At 57.3% G+C, this 16,366-nt stretch carries 18 protein-coding genes; 16 read left to right on the top strand and 2 right to left on the bottom strand.

The features are described from left to right. The 16 genes from eutP (at position 1) to eutR (ending at position 14,429) form a co-directional block, all read left to right on the top strand. Positions 1-480: an ethanolamine utilization acetate kinase EutP gene (gene eutP / locus ACMGG5_RS23045; RefSeq protein ID WP_032646741.1), complete on the top strand. Its 480-nt coding sequence runs from the start codon at positions 1-3 to the stop codon at positions 478-480. After that, positions 458-1,162 (top strand): ethanolamine utilization acetate kinase EutQ, encoded by a 705-nt coding sequence (eutQ, locus tag ACMGG5_RS23040; protein ID WP_024907589.1) that lies wholly within the window; start codon positions 458-460, stop codon positions 1,160-1,162. Before eutP ends, eutQ begins: the two co-directional genes overlap by 23 nt. Before the next feature lie 9 nt (positions 1,163-1,171). After that, entirely contained in the window at positions 1,172-1,975 is an 804-nt protein-coding gene (gene eutT / locus ACMGG5_RS23035; protein ID WP_370883414.1) for an ethanolamine utilization cob(I)yrinic acid a,c-diamide adenosyltransferase EutT, read from the top strand. Next, positions 1,972-2,988: a phosphate acetyltransferase gene (gene pta, locus ACMGG5_RS23030; RefSeq protein WP_420278556.1), complete on the top strand. Its 1,017-nt coding sequence runs from the start codon at positions 1,972-1,974 to the stop codon at positions 2,986-2,988. Before eutT ends, pta begins: the two co-directional genes overlap by 4 nt. 40 nt (positions 2,989-3,028) lie before the next feature. After that, positions 3,029-3,322, top strand: coding sequence for an ethanolamine utilization microcompartment protein EutM (gene eutM / locus ACMGG5_RS23025; RefSeq protein WP_003835054.1), 294 nt, complete (start codon positions 3,029-3,031; stop codon positions 3,320-3,322). Positions 3,323-3,436: 114 nt separating this feature from the next. Next, positions 3,437-3,724 carry an ethanolamine utilization microcompartment protein EutN gene (gene eutN / locus ACMGG5_RS23020; protein ID WP_090420087.1) on the top strand — a complete coding sequence of 96 codons (288 nt, stop codon included), beginning with the start codon at positions 3,437-3,439 and terminating at the stop codon, positions 3,722-3,724. 11 nt (positions 3,725-3,735) lie between these two features. Continuing rightward, positions 3,736-5,139 (top strand): aldehyde dehydrogenase family protein, encoded by a 1,404-nt coding sequence (locus tag ACMGG5_RS23015; protein ID WP_420278555.1) that lies wholly within the window; start codon positions 3,736-3,738, stop codon positions 5,137-5,139. 12 nt (positions 5,140-5,151) lie between these two features. Further along, a complete protein-coding gene (eutJ, locus tag ACMGG5_RS23010) occupies positions 5,152-5,991 on the top strand; it encodes an ethanolamine utilization protein EutJ (RefSeq protein WP_024907594.1) in 840 nt (279 codons plus the stop codon). Next, positions 5,981-7,168 carry an ethanolamine utilization ethanol dehydrogenase EutG gene (gene eutG, locus ACMGG5_RS23005; protein WP_290093581.1) on the top strand — a complete coding sequence of 396 codons (1,188 nt, stop codon included), beginning with the start codon at positions 5,981-5,983 and terminating at the stop codon, positions 7,166-7,168. Before eutJ ends, eutG begins: the two co-directional genes overlap by 11 nt. A gap of 27 nt (positions 7,169-7,195) precedes the next feature. Continuing rightward, on the top strand, positions 7,196-8,428 hold the full coding sequence (gene eutH / locus ACMGG5_RS23000) for an ethanolamine utilization protein EutH (protein WP_290093579.1): 1,233 nt from the start codon (positions 7,196-7,198) through the stop codon (positions 8,426-8,428). After that, positions 8,425-9,828, top strand: a complete 1,404-nt coding sequence (gene eutA, locus ACMGG5_RS22995; RefSeq protein WP_061714677.1) for an ethanolamine ammonia-lyase reactivating factor EutA — start codon at positions 8,425-8,427, stop codon at positions 9,826-9,828. The genes eutH and eutA overlap by 4 nt, the downstream gene beginning before the upstream one ends. Before the next feature lie 11 nt (positions 9,829-9,839). Then, entirely contained in the window at positions 9,840-11,201 is a 1,362-nt protein-coding gene (gene eutB / locus ACMGG5_RS22990) for an ethanolamine ammonia-lyase subunit alpha (protein ID WP_048989349.1), read from the top strand. 20 nt (positions 11,202-11,221) lie between these two features. Then, positions 11,222-12,118, top strand: a complete 897-nt coding sequence (gene eutC / locus ACMGG5_RS22985; RefSeq protein WP_024907598.1) for an ethanolamine ammonia-lyase subunit EutC — start codon at positions 11,222-11,224, stop codon at positions 12,116-12,118. Between the two features lie 9 nt (positions 12,119-12,127). After that, entirely contained in the window at positions 12,128-12,787 is a 660-nt protein-coding gene (eutL, locus tag ACMGG5_RS22980; protein WP_024907599.1) for an ethanolamine utilization microcompartment protein EutL, read from the top strand. Positions 12,788-12,798: 11 nt separating this feature from the next. Beyond that, positions 12,799-13,329, top strand: coding sequence for an ethanolamine utilization microcompartment protein EutK (gene eutK, locus ACMGG5_RS22975; RefSeq protein ID WP_048989351.1), 531 nt, complete (start codon positions 12,799-12,801; stop codon positions 13,327-13,329). A gap of 47 nt (positions 13,330-13,376) precedes the next feature. After that, positions 13,377-14,429, top strand: a complete 1,053-nt coding sequence (gene eutR, locus ACMGG5_RS22970; RefSeq protein WP_024907601.1) for an HTH-type transcriptional regulator EutR — start codon at positions 13,377-13,379, stop codon at positions 14,427-14,429. 108 nt (positions 14,430-14,537) lie between these two features. Here the strand turns inward: eutR and hemF are convergent, their stop codons facing one another. After that, the gene (hemF, locus tag ACMGG5_RS22965) at positions 14,538-15,437 is read right to left on the bottom strand and encodes an oxygen-dependent coproporphyrinogen oxidase (protein ID WP_061714679.1); all 900 of its coding nucleotides are present in this window, start codon (positions 15,435-15,437) and stop codon (positions 14,538-14,540) included. Then, positions 15,437-16,312, bottom strand: a complete 876-nt coding sequence (gene amiA, locus ACMGG5_RS22960) for an N-acetylmuramoyl-L-alanine amidase AmiA (protein ID WP_024907603.1) — start codon at positions 16,310-16,312, stop codon at positions 15,437-15,439. The genes hemF and amiA overlap by 1 nt, the downstream gene beginning before the upstream one ends. Positions 16,313-16,366: the final 54 nt, after the last annotated feature.

Raw genomic sequence — 16,366 nt, 5'->3', positions numbered from 1 at the left:
ATGAAACGTATTGCGTTTGTCGGTACGGTGGGGGCGGGGAAAACGACGCTCTTTAATGCGCTACAGGGAAATTATTCCCTCGCCAGAAAAACACAGGCCGTGGAGTTTAATGAGAATGGCGATATCGATACGCCAGGGGAATATTTTAGCCATCCTCGCTGGTATCACGCCTTAATTACCACGCTGCAGGATGTCGATACGTTGATTTATATACATGCGGCAAATGATAAAGAAAGTCGCTTACCTGCCGGGCTGCTGGATATTGGCGCAAGTAAACGACAAATCGCCGTTATCAGCAAAACGGACCTGCCGGATGCCGACGTCGCCGCAACGCAACAACTTCTTTGCGGGATGGGGTTTCAGGAGCCGATTTTTGAGCTCAATAGCCATGACCCGCGCAGCGTGCAGCATCTGGTGGATTATCTGACTGAGCTCAGCCAAAAGGAGGAAAGGGCAGGTGAAAAAACTCATCACAGCTAACGATATTCGTGCGGCCCACGCACGCGGCGAACAGGAAATGTCAGTTGTTCTGCGCGCCAGCATCATCACCCCGGAGGCGCGCGAAGTTGCGGAGCTGCTGGGCGTCACCATCAGCGAATGCGATGAATCCACGCCATGCGCAGCCGCTGCTAAACCGGCTGCGGTGATTGATGGCAAAACGGAAAACCAACGCATTCGCGAAACCATCATTGCACAGTTACCGGAAGGACAGTTTACCGAAAGCCTGGTTGCCCAACTGATGGACAAAGTCATGAAGGAGAAGCAGTCGCTGGAGCAGGGCGGAATGCAGCCGAGCTTTAACTCGGTAACTGGCAAAGGCGGCGTCAAAGTCATCGACGGCAGTAGCGTGAAGTTTGGTCGTTTTGACGGCGCACAGCCGCACTGTGTGGGGTTAACCGATCTGGTGACCGACCAGGACGGCAGCAGTATGGCCGCCGGGTTCATGCAGTGGGATAACGCCTTTTTCCCATGGACGCTGAACTACGACGAAATCGACATGATTCTGGAAGGTGAGCTGCACGTTCGTCACGAAGGTGAAACCATGATTGCTAAAGCCGGGGACGTGATGTTTATCCCGAAAGGCTCCAGCATCGAATTTGGTACGCCCTCGACGGTGAAGTTTCTGTATGTGGCCTGGCCTGCGAACTGGCAGTCCTGCTAAGGCGGATGTATGAAGGATTTCATTACCGAAGCATGGCTCAGAGCGAATCATACGCTCAGCGAAGGGGCTGAAATTCATCTCCCCGCTGACGCTCGCCTGACGCCGTCTGCCCGGGAATTACTGGAAAGCCGACATCTGCGCATTAAGTTTATCGACGAGCAGGGCAGCCTGTTTATTGCTGACGAAGACCAGCAGCCGCAGCCGGTGCATGGGTTAACCAGCAGCGATACGCATCCACAGGCCAGCTGCGAACTGTGTCATCAACCGGTGGTGAAGAAACCTGACACGCTGACGCATCTGACGGCGAACAAGATGGTTGCCAAAAGTGATCCGCGCCTGGGATTTCGCGCCGCGCTGGACAGCACCATCGCGCTGGCCGTGTGGTTGCAGATAGAGCTTGGGCAACCGTGGCAGCCGTGGCTTTCGGATATCCGTTCGCGCCTGGGCAACATTATGCGCGCCGATGCGATGGACGAGCTGCTGGGAGCACAAGCTATCGTCGGCTTAAGTGACGACGATTTACACCGCCTTTCGCATCAGCCGCTGCGCTATCTGGACCACGACCATCTGGTGCCTGAAGCCAGTCACGGACATGATTGCGCGCTGCTTAATCTGCTGCGTACCAAAGTCCGTGAAACGGAGACGGTGGCGGCCCAGGTTTTCATCACCCGTAGTTTTGAAGTCATGCGACCGGACATCATGCAGGCGCTCAACCGCCTTTCCAGTACGGTCTACGTCATGATGATTCTGAGCGTTGCGAAGCACCCGCTGACGGTTAGCCAAATTCAACAGCGACTGGGGGAGAAACCATGATCATTGAACGTGCTCGTCAACTCTCCCACCGCTCACCTGCACGGGTGGTGTTTCCGGATGCGCTGGATGTTCGGGTACTGAAGGCGGCAAATTATCTGCATCAGCACCGTCTGGCGCGTCCCATTCTCGTCGCCAGTCCGTTTGCGCTGCGCCAGTTTGCTCTCAGCCACCGGGTGGCGATGGATGGCATTCAGGTTATCGATCCGCAAAGCAACCTGCCAATGCGTGAAGAGTTTGCGCTGCGCTGGTTGACCCGCGCGGGAGATAAAACGCCTTCGGATGCCCGGGAAAAACTCAACGATCCGCTGATGTTCGCCGCGGCAATGGTCAGCGCGGGTAAAGCTGACGTCTGTATTGCGGGCAATCTATCGTCGACGGCCAACGTGCTGCGCGCCGGTTTGCGCATTATTGGGCTACAGCCAGGCTGTAAAACGCTGTCGTCAATTTTCCTGATGCTGCCGCAGTATCTCGGGCCGTCATTAGGGTTTGCCGATTGCAGCGTCGTGCCGCAGCCCACCGCCGCACAGCTGGCGGATATTGCGATTGCCAGCGCGCAGACATGGCAGGGGATCACGGGGGAAGAGCCGCGCGTGGCCATGCTGTCGTTTTCAAGTAATGGCAGCGCTCGCCATCCCAACGTCGCTAACGTGCAGCAGGCGACGGAGATTGTTCGTGAGCGTGCCCCGCAGCTTATCGTGGATGGCGAACTGCAATTTGATGCCGCCTTTGTTCCGGAAGTCGCCGCGCAAAAAGCGCCCGCCAGTCCGTTAAAGGGCAATGCCAACGTGATGGTTTTCCCGTCGCTGGAGGCAGGCAATATTGGCTACAAAATTGCCCAGCGTTTGGGAGGGTATCGCGCCGTTGGCCCCTTGATTCAGGGGCTTGCCGCACCGCTTCACGACCTCTCTCGCGGCTGTAGCGTACAGGAAATTATCGAACTGGCGTTGGTGGCCGCTGTGCCGCGCCAGACTGACGTGAGTCGTGAAAACGCCTCGCACACACTGGTTGTATAAGGTCCCGTTCTGGACCCCTGTGACTTAAGAGGAAAGCAAAATGGAAGCATTAGGAATGATTGAAACCCGGGGCCTGGTTGCACTGATTGAGGCTTCTGACGCAATGGTTAAAGCGGCACGTGTGAAACTGGTTGGCGTGAAGCAGATCGGTGGCGGTCTGGTCACTGCTATGGTCCGCGGCGACGTAGCGGCATGTAAAGCGGCAACAGACGCAGGTGCTGCGGCTGCACAGCGTATTGGCGAGCTGGTTTCCGTACACGTGATCCCGCGTCCGCATGGCGATCTGGAAGAAGTGTTCCCGATTAGCTTTAAAGGCGACAGCAACGACATGTAAGTCGTCCATGTGACGCCACAAATTTCATTGCTGGCGTCACCCTCTCTCCTTTTCACATTACCTTCTGCGGAGGGTAGGGGGAGGTTTTACCTGAAATATGCCACGGAGGCGCGTATGAAACTGGCAATCGTCACAGGACAAATTGTTTGTACCGTACGCCATCAGGGGCTCGCGCACGACAAGTTGCTGATGGTGGAAATGATTGATGCCCAGGGTAATCCCGACGGCCAGTGCTCTGTTGCTATCGACAGCATCGGAGCGGGAACCGGGGAGTGGGTGCTGCTGGTCAGCGGCAGCTCAGCCCGTCAGGCGCACCGTCACGAATCATCACCTGTCGATCTGTGCGTGATTGGCATCGTCGATGAAGTGGTGGCTGGTGGCCAGGTGATCTTCCATAAATAAGGCAGAAAATCATGAATCAACAGGATATTGAACAGGTCGTGAAAGCGGTGCTGCTGAAAATGAAAGACAGCAGCCAGCCCGTCAGTGCCGTTCAAGAAATGGGCGTTTTTGCCTCCCTGGATGACGCAGTGACGGCAGCAAAACTGGCCCAGCAGGGGTTGAAAAGCGTCGCCATGCGTCAGTTGGCTATCACGGCTCTTCGCGAGGCGGGCGAAAAGCACGCCAGAGAATTAGCGGAACTTGCCGTCACAGAAACCGGCATGGGACGCGTTGACGATAAATTTGCCAAAAACGTGGCGCAGGCACGCGGTACGCCGGGGGTGGAATGCCTGTCTCCACAGGTCCTGACCGGCGATAACGGCCTGACGCTGATTGAAAATGCGCCGTGGGGCGTGGTGGCCTCGGTGACGCCGTCTACCAACCCTGCCGCAACCGTTATTAACAACGCCATCAGCCTGATTGCCGCTGGCAACAGCGTGGTCTTCGCTCCGCATCCTGCGGCAAAAAAAGTCTCTCAGCGCGCCATTACGCTGCTTAACCAGGCGATTGTTGCCGCAGGCGGCCCGGCAAACCTGCTGGTGACCGTTGCCAATCCGGATATCGAAACCGCCCAGCGCCTGTTCAAGTACCCAGGCATCGGCCTGCTGGTGGTGACCGGCGGTGAAGCCGTAGTGGATGCTGCGCGTAAGCACACCAACAAGCGTCTGATTGCCGCCGGCGCGGGTAACCCGCCGGTGGTGGTGGATGAAACGGCCGACCTGGCCCGCGCGGCGCAGTCGATCGTCAAAGGCGCATCGTTTGATAACAACATCATCTGCGCCGATGAAAAAGTCCTGATCGTCGTGGATAGCGTTGCCGACGAACTGATGCGCCTGATGGAAAGCCAGCATGCGGTGAAACTGACAGCGGCTCAGGCCGAACAGCTGCAACCTGTGCTGCTGAAAAATATCGATGAGCGCGGTAAAGGCACGGTCAGTCGTGACTGGGTAGGCCGCGATGCAGGAAAAATCGCGGCGACGATTGGTCTGACCGTACCAGAGCAAACGCGGCTGTTATTCGTCGAAACCTCAGCGACGCATCCGTTTGCCGTCACCGAATTGATGATGCCGGTGCTGCCTGTCGTGCGGGTCGCCAGCGTCGATGAGGCCATTGAACTGGCGGTCAAGCTTGAAGGCGGCTGTCACCATACGGCGGCGATGCATTCGCGCAATATCGACAACATGAACCGCATGGCAAACGCCATTGATACCAGCATTTTCGTCAAGAACGGACCGTGTATTGCGGGGCTTGGACTCGGCGGCGAAGGCTGGACCACGATGACCATTACCACACCAACCGGGGAAGGGGTGACCAGCGCGCGCACGTTTGTGCGTCTGCGTCGCTGTGTGTTGGTGGACGCCTTCAGAATTGTATAAGGAGTAAAAGGGATGGCGCACGACGAACAGCGTTGGCTGACACCCAGGCTGCTAAAAGCGGCAGCGCTATGTAACCAGACGCCTGCTGTGAGCGATTCACCGCTGTGGCTGGGCGTTGATTTGGGAACGTGTGATGTGGTGTCGATGGTTGTCGACAGTGACGGACAGCCGGTTGCGGTTTGCCTGGACTGGGCCGATGTCGTGCGCGATGGCATCGTCTGGGATTTCTTCGGCGCGGTGACCCTCGTTCGTCGCCATCTCGATACGCTCGAACAACAGCTGGGTTGCCGCTTTACCCATGCGGCAACCTCGTTTCCACCGGGAACGGACCGGCGCATTTCGATCAACGTGCTGGAGTCTGCCGGACTTGAAGTGAGTCATGTGCTCGACGAACCGACCGCGGTGGCGGACCTGTTGCAGCTCGATAACGCTGGCGTGGTGGATATCGGGGGCGGTACCACCGGGATTGCCATTGTTAAACAGGGCAAAGTGATCTATTCCGCCGATGAAGCGACCGGCGGGCACCATATTTCCCTGACGCTCGCCGGGAACCGTCGCATCCAGTTGGAGGAAGCCGAGCAGTACAAGCGCAGCAATGGCAAAGAAATCTGGCCAGTGGTTAAGCCGGTCTACGAAAAGATGGCGGAAATCGTGGCTCACCATATAGCCGGACAGGGCGTCGCTGACTTGTGGCTGGCCGGTGGCTCCTGTATGCAGCCGGGCGTTGATGAACTGTTCCGTAAGCGTTTCCCGAAGCTGCAGGTGCATTTACCCCAGCACAGCCTGTTTATGACTCCGCTGGCGATTGCAAATAGCGGAAAAGAAAAAGCGGAGGGAATCTATGCAAGCTGAATTGCAGACCGCGCTCTTTCAGGCATTCGATACCCTGAATCTGCAACGCGTAAAAACGTTTAGCGTTCCACCGGTTACGTTATGTGGACTGGGAGCGCTGAGTACCTGTGGGCAGGAAGCAAAAGCGCGCGGACTGACGCATATGTTCGTCATGGTTGATCGTTTCCTGCATCAGGCGGGGATGACCGCTGCACTGGAGCGCAGCCTGGCGATGAAAGGCGTGGCGATGACGCTGTGGCCATGTCCGGCGGGCGAACCGTGCATTACGGACGTCTGCGCGGCGGTCGCGCAATTGCGTGAATCGAAGTGCGATAGCGTTGTGGCCTTCGGCGGCGGTTCCGTACTGGATGCCGCAAAGGCAGTCGCGTTGCTGGTGACCAACCCCACGCAGACGCTGGCTGACATGACGGAGCACAGCGTGTTGCGTGCGCGTCTGCCGCTGATTGCGGTGCCAACTACCGCCGGAACGGGTTCAGAAACCACTAACGTCACGGTGATTATCGACGCCGCGACAGGACTTAAACAAGTGCTGGCCCACGCACTGCTGATGCCGGATGTGGCGATCCTTGACGCCGCGCTGACGGAAGGTGTGCCCGCACACGTCACGGCGATGACCGGGATCGATGCGTTGACGCACGCCGTTGAAGCATATAGCGCGCTGAACGCGACGCCGTTTACCGACAGCCTGGCGATTGGCGCGATTGCGATGATCGGTAAATCGCTGCCAAAGGCCGTCGGCTACGGTCAGGATCTGGTGGCGCGGGAAAGCATGCTGCTGGCGTCCTGCATGGCGGGAATGGCGTTTTCAAGCGCGGGACTGGGCTTGTGTCATGCGATGGCGCACCAGCCGGGCGCTGCGCTGCATATCCCGCACGGACAGGCTAACGCCATGCTGCTGCCCACGGTAATGGGGTTCAACCGCATGGTGTGTCGTGAGCGCTTCAGCCATATCGGACGGGCGTTAACTAACAAGAAGTCGGACGATCGCGATGCCATCAACGCCGTCAGCGAGTTGATTAGTGAAGTGGGCCAGACAAAACGACTCTCTGACGTTGGGGCAAAGCCCGAGCATTACAGCGCATGGGCGCATGCCGCGCTGGAGGATATTTGTATTCGCAGTAACCCACGCACCGCCACGCAGGCCGACATTATCGCGTTGTATGCGACGGCACAATAAATACACATATGACAGGGAGTGAAGGTTATGGGAATTAACGAAATCATCATGTACATCATGATGTTCTTTATGCTGATTGCCGCCGTGGACAGGATCCTGTCGCAGTTCGGCGGTTCGGCGCGCTTCCTCGGTAAGTTCGGTAAGAGTATTGAGGGTTCGGGCGGCCAGTTTGAAGAAGGTTTCATGGCGATGGGCGCGCTGGGCCTGGCAATGGTCGGTATGACCGCGCTGGCACCCGTACTGGCGCATGTGCTTGGGCCGGTGATTATTCCGCTGTACGAAATGCTGGGCGCAAACCCGTCGATGTTTGCCGGAACGCTGCTGGCGTGCGATATGGGCGGCTTCTTCCTGGCGAAAGAACTGGCGGGCGGCGACGTTGCGGCGTGGCTGTACTCTGGCCTGATCCTCGGAGCGATGATGGGGCCGACGCTGGTCTTCTCCATTCCGGTTGCGCTGGGAATTATTGAACCGTCCGATCGTCGTTATCTGGCGCTGGGCGTGCTGGCCGGTATTGTCACCATTCCAGTTGGCTGTATTGCGGGTGGTTTGGTCGCGATGTACTCCAGCGTCGAAATCAATGGTCAGCCGGTAGAGTTCACTTTTGCGCTGATCCTGATGAACATGATCCCGGTGCTGATCGTGGCCGTGCTGGTGGCGCTGGGATTGAAATTCATCCCGGAAAAAATGATCAACGGCTTCCAGATCTTCGCGAAATTCCTTGTGGCGCTGATCACCCTCGGTCTGGCGGCTGCGGTGATCAAATTCCTGCTCGGCTGGGAGCTGATTCCGGGTCTTGATCCTATCTTCATGGCACCGGGAGACAGGCCGGGTGAAGTGATGCGCGCCATCGAAGTTATCGGTTCTATCTCCTGTGTGCTGCTGGGCGCCTACCCGATGGTGCTGCTGTTGACCCGCTGGTTTGAAAAACCGCTGATGAGCGTCGGCAACCTGTTAAACGTTAATAACATTGCGGCTGCGGGGATGGTCGCGACGCTGGCGAACAACATCCCGATGTTCGGCATGATGAAGAATATGGATACCCGCGGCAAAGTGATCAACTGCGCCTTTGCGGTCTCTGCGGCCTTTGCTCTGGGGGACCACTTAGGCTTCGCTGCTGCCAACATGAACGCGATGATCTTCCCAATGATTGTCGGCAAGTTGATCGGCGGTGTGACGGCGATTGGCGTGGCTATGCTGTTAGTACCGAAAGATGAAGATGTTCCGGCACCAGCAGACACTCATCCGGAGGCGCAATCGTGAATATTCGCCAGCTACTCAGCGTCGGTATCGATATCGGCACCACCACCACTCAGGTGATCTTCTCGCGCCTTGAGCTGGTCAACCGTGCGGCAGTGTCGCAGGTGCCGCGCTACGAATTCATCAAACGCGAAATTAGCTGGCAAAGCCCGGTGTTCTTTACCCCGGTTGATAAACAGGGCGGGTTGAAAGAGGCCGAACTTAAGGCGCTGATCCTCGCCCAGTATCAGGCGGCGGGCATCAAGCCTGAGGCCGTCGATTCCGGTGCGATCATCATTACCGGAGAAAGCGCCAAAACCCGCAACGCACGACCCGCAGTGATGGCGCTCTCCCAGTCGCTGGGGGACTTTGTGGTTGCCAGCGCCGGCCCGCATCTGGAATCGGTGATTGCCGGTCAAGGCGCGGGAGTGCAAACCCTGTCCGAGCAAAAAATGTGCCGGGTACTGAATATCGACATCGGCGGCGGGACGTCGAACTACGTCCTGTTCGATGCCGGAAAGGTCAGCGGTTCGGCCTGCCTGAACGTTGGTGGAAGGCTTCTGGAAACGGACGGTCAGGGGCGAGTGGTGCATGCGCATCAACCGGGGCAGATGATTGTTGATGACGTATTTGGTCCGGGCTTTGACGCCCGAGCCCTCAATGCGGCGCAGCTTGTTCAGGTGGCCAGACGGATGGCGGCGCTGATTGTGGAGGTGATTGACGGCACGCTTTCACCGCTGGCGCAGGCGATGATGCAAACCGGTTTACTGCCTGCGGGTGTGAAACCGGATGTGATTACGCTTTCAGGGGGAGTGGGCGAATGCTACCGCAACCAACCTGCCGATCCGTTCTGTTTTTCCGATATCGGGCCGCTTCTTGCCACGGCGCTGCATGAACATCCGCGTCTGCGTGAGATGAACGTGCAGTTCCCGGCGCAGACCGTGCGTGCCACGGTGATTGGTGCCGGTGCGCATACGCTGTCGCTTTCGGGCAGCACTATCTGGCTGGAAGGCGTGGCGCTTCCGCTGCGCAATCTGCCGGTGGCGATTCCGGTTGATGAGGCTGATCTGGTTGCCGCCTGGCAGCAAGCGCTGATGCAACTCGATCTGGATCCGCAAACGGACGCCTACGTGCTGGCGCTGCCCGGTTCGCTGCCGGTGCGCTACGCCGCGCTATTAACGGTGATTGATGCGCTGCTGGCCTTTGTCGCGCGCTATCCGAATCCGCATCCCCTGCTGGTGGTAGCCGAGCAGGATTTTGGTAAAGCCCTGGGCATGCTGTTACGCCCACAGTTACAGCAACACCCGCTGGCGGTCATCGATGAGGTGGTTGTTCGGGCGGGGGACTATATCGACATTGGTACGCCTCTTTTTGGCGGATCGGTTGTGCCGGTGACGGTGAAATCACTCGCATTTCCTTCCTGAGGGAACGACTTATGAAACTAAAGACCACATTGTTCGGCAATGTTTATCAGTTTAAGGATGTGAAAGAGGTGCTGGCAAAAGCCAACGAACTGCGTTCGGGGGATGTGCTGGCAGGGGTAGCTGCAACCAGTTCGCAGGAGCGCGTGGCGGCCAAGCAGGTGCTGTCAGAAATGACGGTGGCGGATATCCGCAATAACCCGGTGATTTCCTATGAAGAGGACTGCGTCACGCGTCTGATTCAGGATGACGTCAACGAAACGGCCTATAACCGCATCAAAAACTGGAGCATCAGCGAACTGCGCGAGTACGTGCTGAGCGATGAAACCTCCGTTGATGACATTGCGTTTACGCGTAAAGGGTTAACGTCGGAAGTGGTCGCCGCGGTAGCAAAAATCTGCTCTAACGCGGACCTGATCTACGGCGGTAAGAAAATGCCGGTGATCAAAAAGGCCAACACCACTATTGGTCTTCCTGGCACTTTCAGCTGCCGTTTACAGCCGAACGACACCCGTGATGACGTGCAGAGTATTGCGGCACAAATCTACGAGGGACTCTCCTTCGGTGCGGGCGATGCGGTAATTGGCGTAAACCCGGTAACGGATGATGTGGAAAACTTAAGCCGCGTACTGAATACCGTGTACGGCGTTATCGATAAATTCAACATCCCGACCCAGGGCTGCGTACTGGCACACGTTACCACCCAGATCGAAGCGATCCGTCGCGGCGCGCCGGGCGGACTGATTTTCCAGAGTATCTGCGGCAGCGAGAAAGGCTTAAAAGAGTTCGGCGTTGAGCTGGCCATGCTGGATGAAGCACGTGCGGTGGGTGCGGAGTTCAACCGCATCGCCGGTGAAAACTGCCTGTACTTCGAAACCGGACAAGGGTCTGCGCTCTCCGCAGGCGCTAACTTCGGTGCCGATCAGGTGACGATGGAAGCGCGTAACTACGGGCTGGCGCGTCACTACGATCCGTTTCTGGTGAACACCGTGGTGGGCTTTATCGGGCCGGAGTATCTGTACAACGATCGTCAGATTATTCGCGCGGGTCTGGAAGATCACTTTATGGGCAAGCTGAGTGGCATCTCAATGGGCTGCGACTGCTGCTACACCAACCATGCTGATGCTGACCAGAACCTCAACGAAAACCTGATGATTTTGCTCGCCACCGCTGGCTGCAACTACATCATGGGCATGCCGCTCGGTGACGACATCATGCTCAACTATCAGACCACCGCCTTTCACGATACCGCCACCGTCCGTCAGTTGCTGAATTTACGGCCGTCGCCGGAGTTTGAACGCTGGCTGGAAACCATGGGCATTATGGCAAACGGTCGCCTGACCAAACGGGCGGGCGATCCGTCACTGTTCTTCTGATGACGCGGGGATGACACACGATGGATCAAAAACAGATTGAAGAAATTGTACGCAGCGTTATGGCGTCAATGGGAGAGTCGCAGCCGCAGGCGCAAGCGTCGTCACCTGAAGAGAAATGTAGCACCGCGCAGTGTGCTGCACCAACGGGTGAAAGCTGTGCAATGGATTTAGGCTCAGCCGAGGCCAAAGCGTGGATTGGCGTTGAGAACCCGCATCGCGCAGAGGTGTTAACCGAGCTGCGTCGCAGCACCGCCGCGCGTGTATGTACCGGCCGTGCCGGTCCACGCCCGCGCACTCAGGCGCTGCTGCGTTTCCTGGCCGATCACTCGCGTTCAAAAGACACGGTGTTGAAAGAAGTGCCCGAAGAGTGGGTAAAAGCCCAGGGGCTGCTGGAAGTACGCTCGGAAATCAGTGACAAAAACCTGTACCTGACGCGCCCGGATCTGGGGCGTCGTCTGAGTGCGGAAGCCATTGAAGCGCTGAAATCACAGTGTGTAATGAACCCGGATGTGCAGGTGATTATCTCTGATGGCCTGTCTACCGACGCCATCACCGCCAACTACGAAGAGATCCTGCCGCCGCTGTTGTCGGGCTTAAAACAGGCCGGATTGAAGGTTGGGACACCGTTCTTTGTTCGCTATGGTCGCGTGAAAATCGAAGATCAGATCGGCGAACTGCTTGGTGCGAAAGCGGTGATCCTGCTGGTTGGGGAACGTCCGGGCCTTGGCCAGTCTGAAAGCCTTTCCTGCTATGCCGTCTATTCGCCGCGCGTGGCGACGACCGTTGAAGCTGACCGTACCTGTATCTCGAATATTCATCAGGGCGGTACGCCACCGGTTGAAGCGGCGGCGGTGATTGTGGATTTGGCCAGGCGCATGCTGGAGCAAAAAGCATCCGGCATCAATATGACCCGTTAAGGAGGCATCATGCCAGCATTAGATTTGATTAGACCTTCAGTCACCGCAATGCGCGTGATTGCCTCGGTAAATGACGGTTTTGCCCGTGAACTTAAATTACCGCCACATATACGTAGCCTTGGACTCATCACAGCAGATTCTGATGACGTGGCGTATATTGCCGCAGACGAAGCGACAAAACAGGCAATGGTCGAAGTGGTTTATGGCCGCTCGCTGTATGCCGGCGCGGCGCACAGCCCCTCTCCAACCTCGGGCGAAGTGCTGATTATGCTCGGAGGGCCAAACCCGGCCGAAGTTCGCGCAGGTCTGGACGCGATGGTGGCCAATATTGAAAGCGGTGCGGCGTTCCAGTGGGCAAATGACGCAGAAGATACCGCTTTCCTGGCGCATGTGGTTTCGCGTACCGGGTCGTATCTCTCGGCGACCGCAGGATGCCGACCTGGCGATCCGATGGCGTATCTGGTGGCGCCGCCGCTGGAGGCGACGTTGGGTATTGATGCTGCGCTGAAATCTGCTGATGTGCAGATTGTCACCTATGTGCCGCCACCGTCAGAAACCAACTATTCGGCCGCGTTTTTGACAGGTAGCCAGGCCGCCTGTAAAGCCGCCTGTAACGCCTTTGCTGATGCCGTGCTGGATATTGCCCGTAATCCAGTCCAGCGCGCGTAAGAGAGGTAGTGATGATCAATGCACTGGGATTACTGGAAGTGGATGGCATGGTGGCTGCCGTCGACGCGGCAGATGCCATGTTGAAAGCCGCTAACGTGCGTCTGTTGAGCCACGAAGTGCTCGATCCTGGCCGGCTGACGCTGGTGGTGGAAGGCGATCTGGCTGCGTGCCGCGCAGCACTGGATGCCGGCAGCGCTGCCGCAGCGCGTACAGGCCGTGTTATCAGCCGTAAGGAAATAGGCCGGCCGGACGATGACACCCAGTGGCTGATCGGCGGTTTTACGCGCCAGCCGAAGAAACCAGAACAGAAGCCAGAAGTGAAAACAGAGGTAAATCCGCAGAAGACGCAGGATGCCCCGTTGACGTCTGAATCCTCTGAGCAACTTCTGGCGCTGTTGGCATCGGTCCGTCAAGGAATGACGGCAGGGGAAGTGGCTGCCCACTTTGGCTGGTCACTTGATGAAGCCAGAAAGGCGCTGGAAGAGCTCTTTTCTCACGGAGCGTTGCGTAAACGCAGTAGTCGCTATCGCTTAAAAAATTAACCTGTCGGAGGGCCGGGGCTTCGTGGAGGCTTCCGGCTTAAAAGATCATGAAAAAGACCCGAACTGCAAACCTGCACCATCTTTATCATGAAGCATTACCCGAAGACGTTAAACTTACGCCGAAAGTGGAGGTGGACAACGTTCATCAGCGGCGAACAACGGATGTGTATGAGCATGCGCTGACGATTACCGCCTGGCAGCAAATCTACGACCAGCTGCATCCGGGAAAATTTCATGGCGAGTTCACGGAAATCCTGCTCGACGATATTCAGGTGTTCCGTGAATACACCGGACTGGCGCTGCGTCAGTCATGTCTTGTCTGGCCGAACTCGTTCTGGTTTGGTATTCCGGCCACGCGCTGCGAACAGGGATTTATTGGCACCCAGTGTCTGGGTAACGCTGAAATTGCCACCCGCCCGGGCGGGACGGAGTTTGAACTGAGTACGCCGGATGATTACACCATTCTGGGCGTCGTCATTTCTGAAGAGGCCATTGCCCGTCAGGCCAACTTCCTGCATAACCCGGAAAGGGTGATGCATATGCTGCGTAACCAGTCGGCGCTGGAAGTGAAAGAACAACACAAAGCTGCTCTATGGGGCTTTGTGCAGCAGGCGCTGGCGACATTTAGCGAGAATCCGGTAAACCTCCATCAACCTGCGGTACGCAAAGTGCTGGGCGACAACCTGCTGCTGGCGATGGGCACAATGCTGGAAGAAGCGCAGCCGATAATCACGGCCGAGAGTATCAGCCATCAGAGCTATCGTCGCCTGCTGTCGCGTGCGCGCGAATATGTGCTGGAAAATATGTCAGAGCCGCTGACCGTACTTGACCTGTGTAATCAGTTGCACGTCAGCCGTCGGACGCTGCAAAACGCCTTTCATACGATACTCGGAATTGGTCCGAATGCCTGGTTAAAACGTATTCGTCTGAACGCCGTGCGTCGCGAGCTGATAAGCCCGTGGTCGCAAAGCGTGACGGTAAAAGACGCCGCCATGCAGTGGGGATTCTGGCATCTGGGGCAGTTTGCCACTGACTATCAGCAATTGTTTGCGGAGAAACCGTCGTTGACGCTGCATCAGCGTATGCGCCAGTGGGCGTGATGACATTATTGTGCCGGATACGACGCTTTGCGCCTTATCCAGCCTGCGGGGCGGTGCCTCAGTCATTGCAGGCCTGATAAGGCGCTAGCCGTCATCAGGTCAGGTAAACTACACCCAGTCGCGGATCTGAATAAACTCGCTAAGGGCGGCTTCCGGGCTGTTCGCTTCCGGCTGCCAGTCATATTCCCAGCGCACCAGCGGCGGCATCGACATTAAAATCGACTCCGTGCGCCCGCCGGTCTGCAGGCCGAACAGCGTCCCGCGATCCCACACCAGATTAAATTCCACGTAGCGCCCCCGACGGTAGAGCTGGAACTCACGTTCGCGCACGCCATAGTTGGTGTTTTTACGGCGTTCGACAATCGGCAGGTACGCGTCGGTATAGCCTTCACCCACCGCGCGCATAAAGCTGAACGCGGTATCAAAATCCGGCGTGTTGAGATCGTCAAAGAACAGCCCGCCGATGCCGCGCTGCTCGTCGCGGTGCTTCAGGTAAAAGTAGTCGTCGCACCACTTTTTAAATTTCGGATAGACGTCTTCGCCAAACGGCAGGCAAAGATCCCGCGCGGTGGTGTGCCAGTGCACGGCATCCTCTTCGAAGCCGTAATAGGGCGTTAAGTCGAAACCGCCGCCGAACCACCAGACCGGGTCGGCGCCCGGTTTTTCCGCAATGAAAAAGCGCACGTTGGCGTGGCTGGTCGGCACAAACGGGTTGTGCGGATGCACCACCAGCGAGACGCCCATTGCCTCAAAGCTGCGGCCTGCGAGCTCGGGACGATGTGCCGTCGCAGACGCAGGCATGGCGTCGCCGTGAACGTGGGAAAAATTCACGCCCGCCTGTTCGAAGATGCCGCCGTTTCGCAGCACGCGGCTGCGCCCGCCGCCTCCGGCCTCGCGCTGCCAGGTATCTTCCTGAAATTCACCGCCGTCTGCGGCGGCCAGTTTCTGGCAGATCTCATCCTGCAGCTGCAGCAGGAAGATTTTGACCAGTTGAGCATCGGGTTTCATTAACGTTTCCTGGAGTGCGCTTTTTGGTTATCGAACCAGTTGAAGTAACTGATAATGCCGGAGGCGATGGCGTTGGCGATCTTCTGACGAAACGCCGTGGTGCCGAGGAGTCGCTCCTCTTCCGGGTTGGTAATGAAGGAGGTTTCCACCAGCACGGACGGGATGGACGGTGATTTCAGGACCACGAACGCCGCCTGCTCGGTGCCTTTACTGTGCAGACGATGCACTGGCTTAATCTTCTTCAGAATATGCGAGCCGAGCGTCAGGCTGTTTTTGATCGTATCCGTCTGCACGAGGTCGAACAGCACCTGCTGTAGCAGGTGGTCTTTGTCGGTGGCTTTCTTCCCGGCGACTTCATCCGCCCGGTTTTCGCGGTCGGAGAGGTATTTCGCCATGGCGCTACTGGCGCCACGGTTGGAAAGCGCAAACACCGAGGCACCGGCCGCAGAAGGGTTGGTAAAGCCGTCGGCGTGGATCGACATAAACAGATCCGCACCGTGCTGGTGGGCGATCTCTACGCGGTCATACAGCGGAATAAAGGTATCGCCAGAGCGCGTCAGACGGGCGTCAATGCCGTTACTGCGTAAAATTGCGCGCACATTTTTTGCAATTGCCAGCACGACGTGTTTTTCTTTCGACCCGTTTTTGCCGATGGCGCCGGTATCAATGCCGCCGTGCCCTGGGTCGAGCATCACCAGACGCTTCGCGCCCGGCTTTTTGGCTTTCGGTTTGCTGTGTCCGTTACTGGTTTTGAGCGTGCTCTCGTCTTTCGCCTGAGCCTGCTTTGCGATGCCCGTTAACGTTAAGGCCGCCAGCCCCGCTTTGAGAACCTGACGACGCGATGTGAGTGCTTTTAATGGTTTGAATGTGCTCATGCGGCCTGAATACTAAAAAATGGGGTCCTGGTGTTATATCGTATCGTGTTTCCC

The sequence above is a fragment of the Enterobacter sp. BNK-34 genome, from assembly GCF_048684445.1.
In the GTDB taxonomy this organism is placed as follows: Bacteria; Pseudomonadota; Gammaproteobacteria; order Enterobacterales; family Enterobacteriaceae; genus Enterobacter; species Enterobacter pseudoroggenkampii.
This window is presented reverse-complemented; position numbering and strand designations above follow the sequence as displayed.

What these genes read in the sequence shown, in the direction of transcription:
- eutP (WP_032646741.1), top strand. Translation starts at nt 1, where the DNA reads ATGAAACGTATTGCGTTTGTCGGTACGGTGGGGGCGGGGAAAACGACG.
- eutT (WP_370883414.1), top strand. Translation starts at nt 1,172, where the DNA reads ATGAAGGATTTCATTACCGAAGCATGGCTCAGAGCGAATCATACGCTC.
- pta (WP_420278556.1), top strand. Translation starts at nt 1,972, where the DNA reads ATGATCATTGAACGTGCTCGTCAACTCTCCCACCGCTCACCTGCACGG.
- eutM (WP_003835054.1), top strand. Translation starts at nt 3,029, where the DNA reads ATGGAAGCATTAGGAATGATTGAAACCCGGGGCCTGGTTGCACTGATT.
- eutN (WP_090420087.1), top strand. Translation starts at nt 3,437, where the DNA reads ATGAAACTGGCAATCGTCACAGGACAAATTGTTTGTACCGTACGCCAT.
- ACMGG5_RS23015 (WP_420278555.1), top strand. Translation starts at nt 3,736, where the DNA reads ATGAATCAACAGGATATTGAACAGGTCGTGAAAGCGGTGCTGCTGAAA.
- eutJ (WP_024907594.1), top strand. Translation starts at nt 5,152, where the DNA reads ATGGCGCACGACGAACAGCGTTGGCTGACACCCAGGCTGCTAAAAGCG.
- eutG (WP_290093581.1), top strand. Translation starts at nt 5,981, where the DNA reads ATGCAAGCTGAATTGCAGACCGCGCTCTTTCAGGCATTCGATACCCTG.
- eutH (WP_290093579.1), top strand. Translation starts at nt 7,196, where the DNA reads ATGGGAATTAACGAAATCATCATGTACATCATGATGTTCTTTATGCTG.
- eutB (WP_048989349.1), top strand. Translation starts at nt 9,840, where the DNA reads ATGAAACTAAAGACCACATTGTTCGGCAATGTTTATCAGTTTAAGGAT.
- eutC (WP_024907598.1), top strand. Translation starts at nt 11,222, where the DNA reads ATGGATCAAAAACAGATTGAAGAAATTGTACGCAGCGTTATGGCGTCA.
- eutL (WP_024907599.1), top strand. Translation starts at nt 12,128, where the DNA reads ATGCCAGCATTAGATTTGATTAGACCTTCAGTCACCGCAATGCGCGTG.
- eutK (WP_048989351.1), top strand. Translation starts at nt 12,799, where the DNA reads ATGATCAATGCACTGGGATTACTGGAAGTGGATGGCATGGTGGCTGCC.
- eutR (WP_024907601.1), top strand. Translation starts at nt 13,377, where the DNA reads ATGAAAAAGACCCGAACTGCAAACCTGCACCATCTTTATCATGAAGCA.
- hemF (WP_061714679.1), bottom strand. Translation starts at nt 15,437, where the DNA reads ATGAAACCCGATGCTCAACTGGTCAAAATCTTCCTGCTGCAGCTGCAG.
- amiA (WP_024907603.1), bottom strand. Translation starts at nt 16,312, where the DNA reads ATGAGCACATTCAAACCATTAAAAGCACTCACATCGCGTCGTCAGGTT.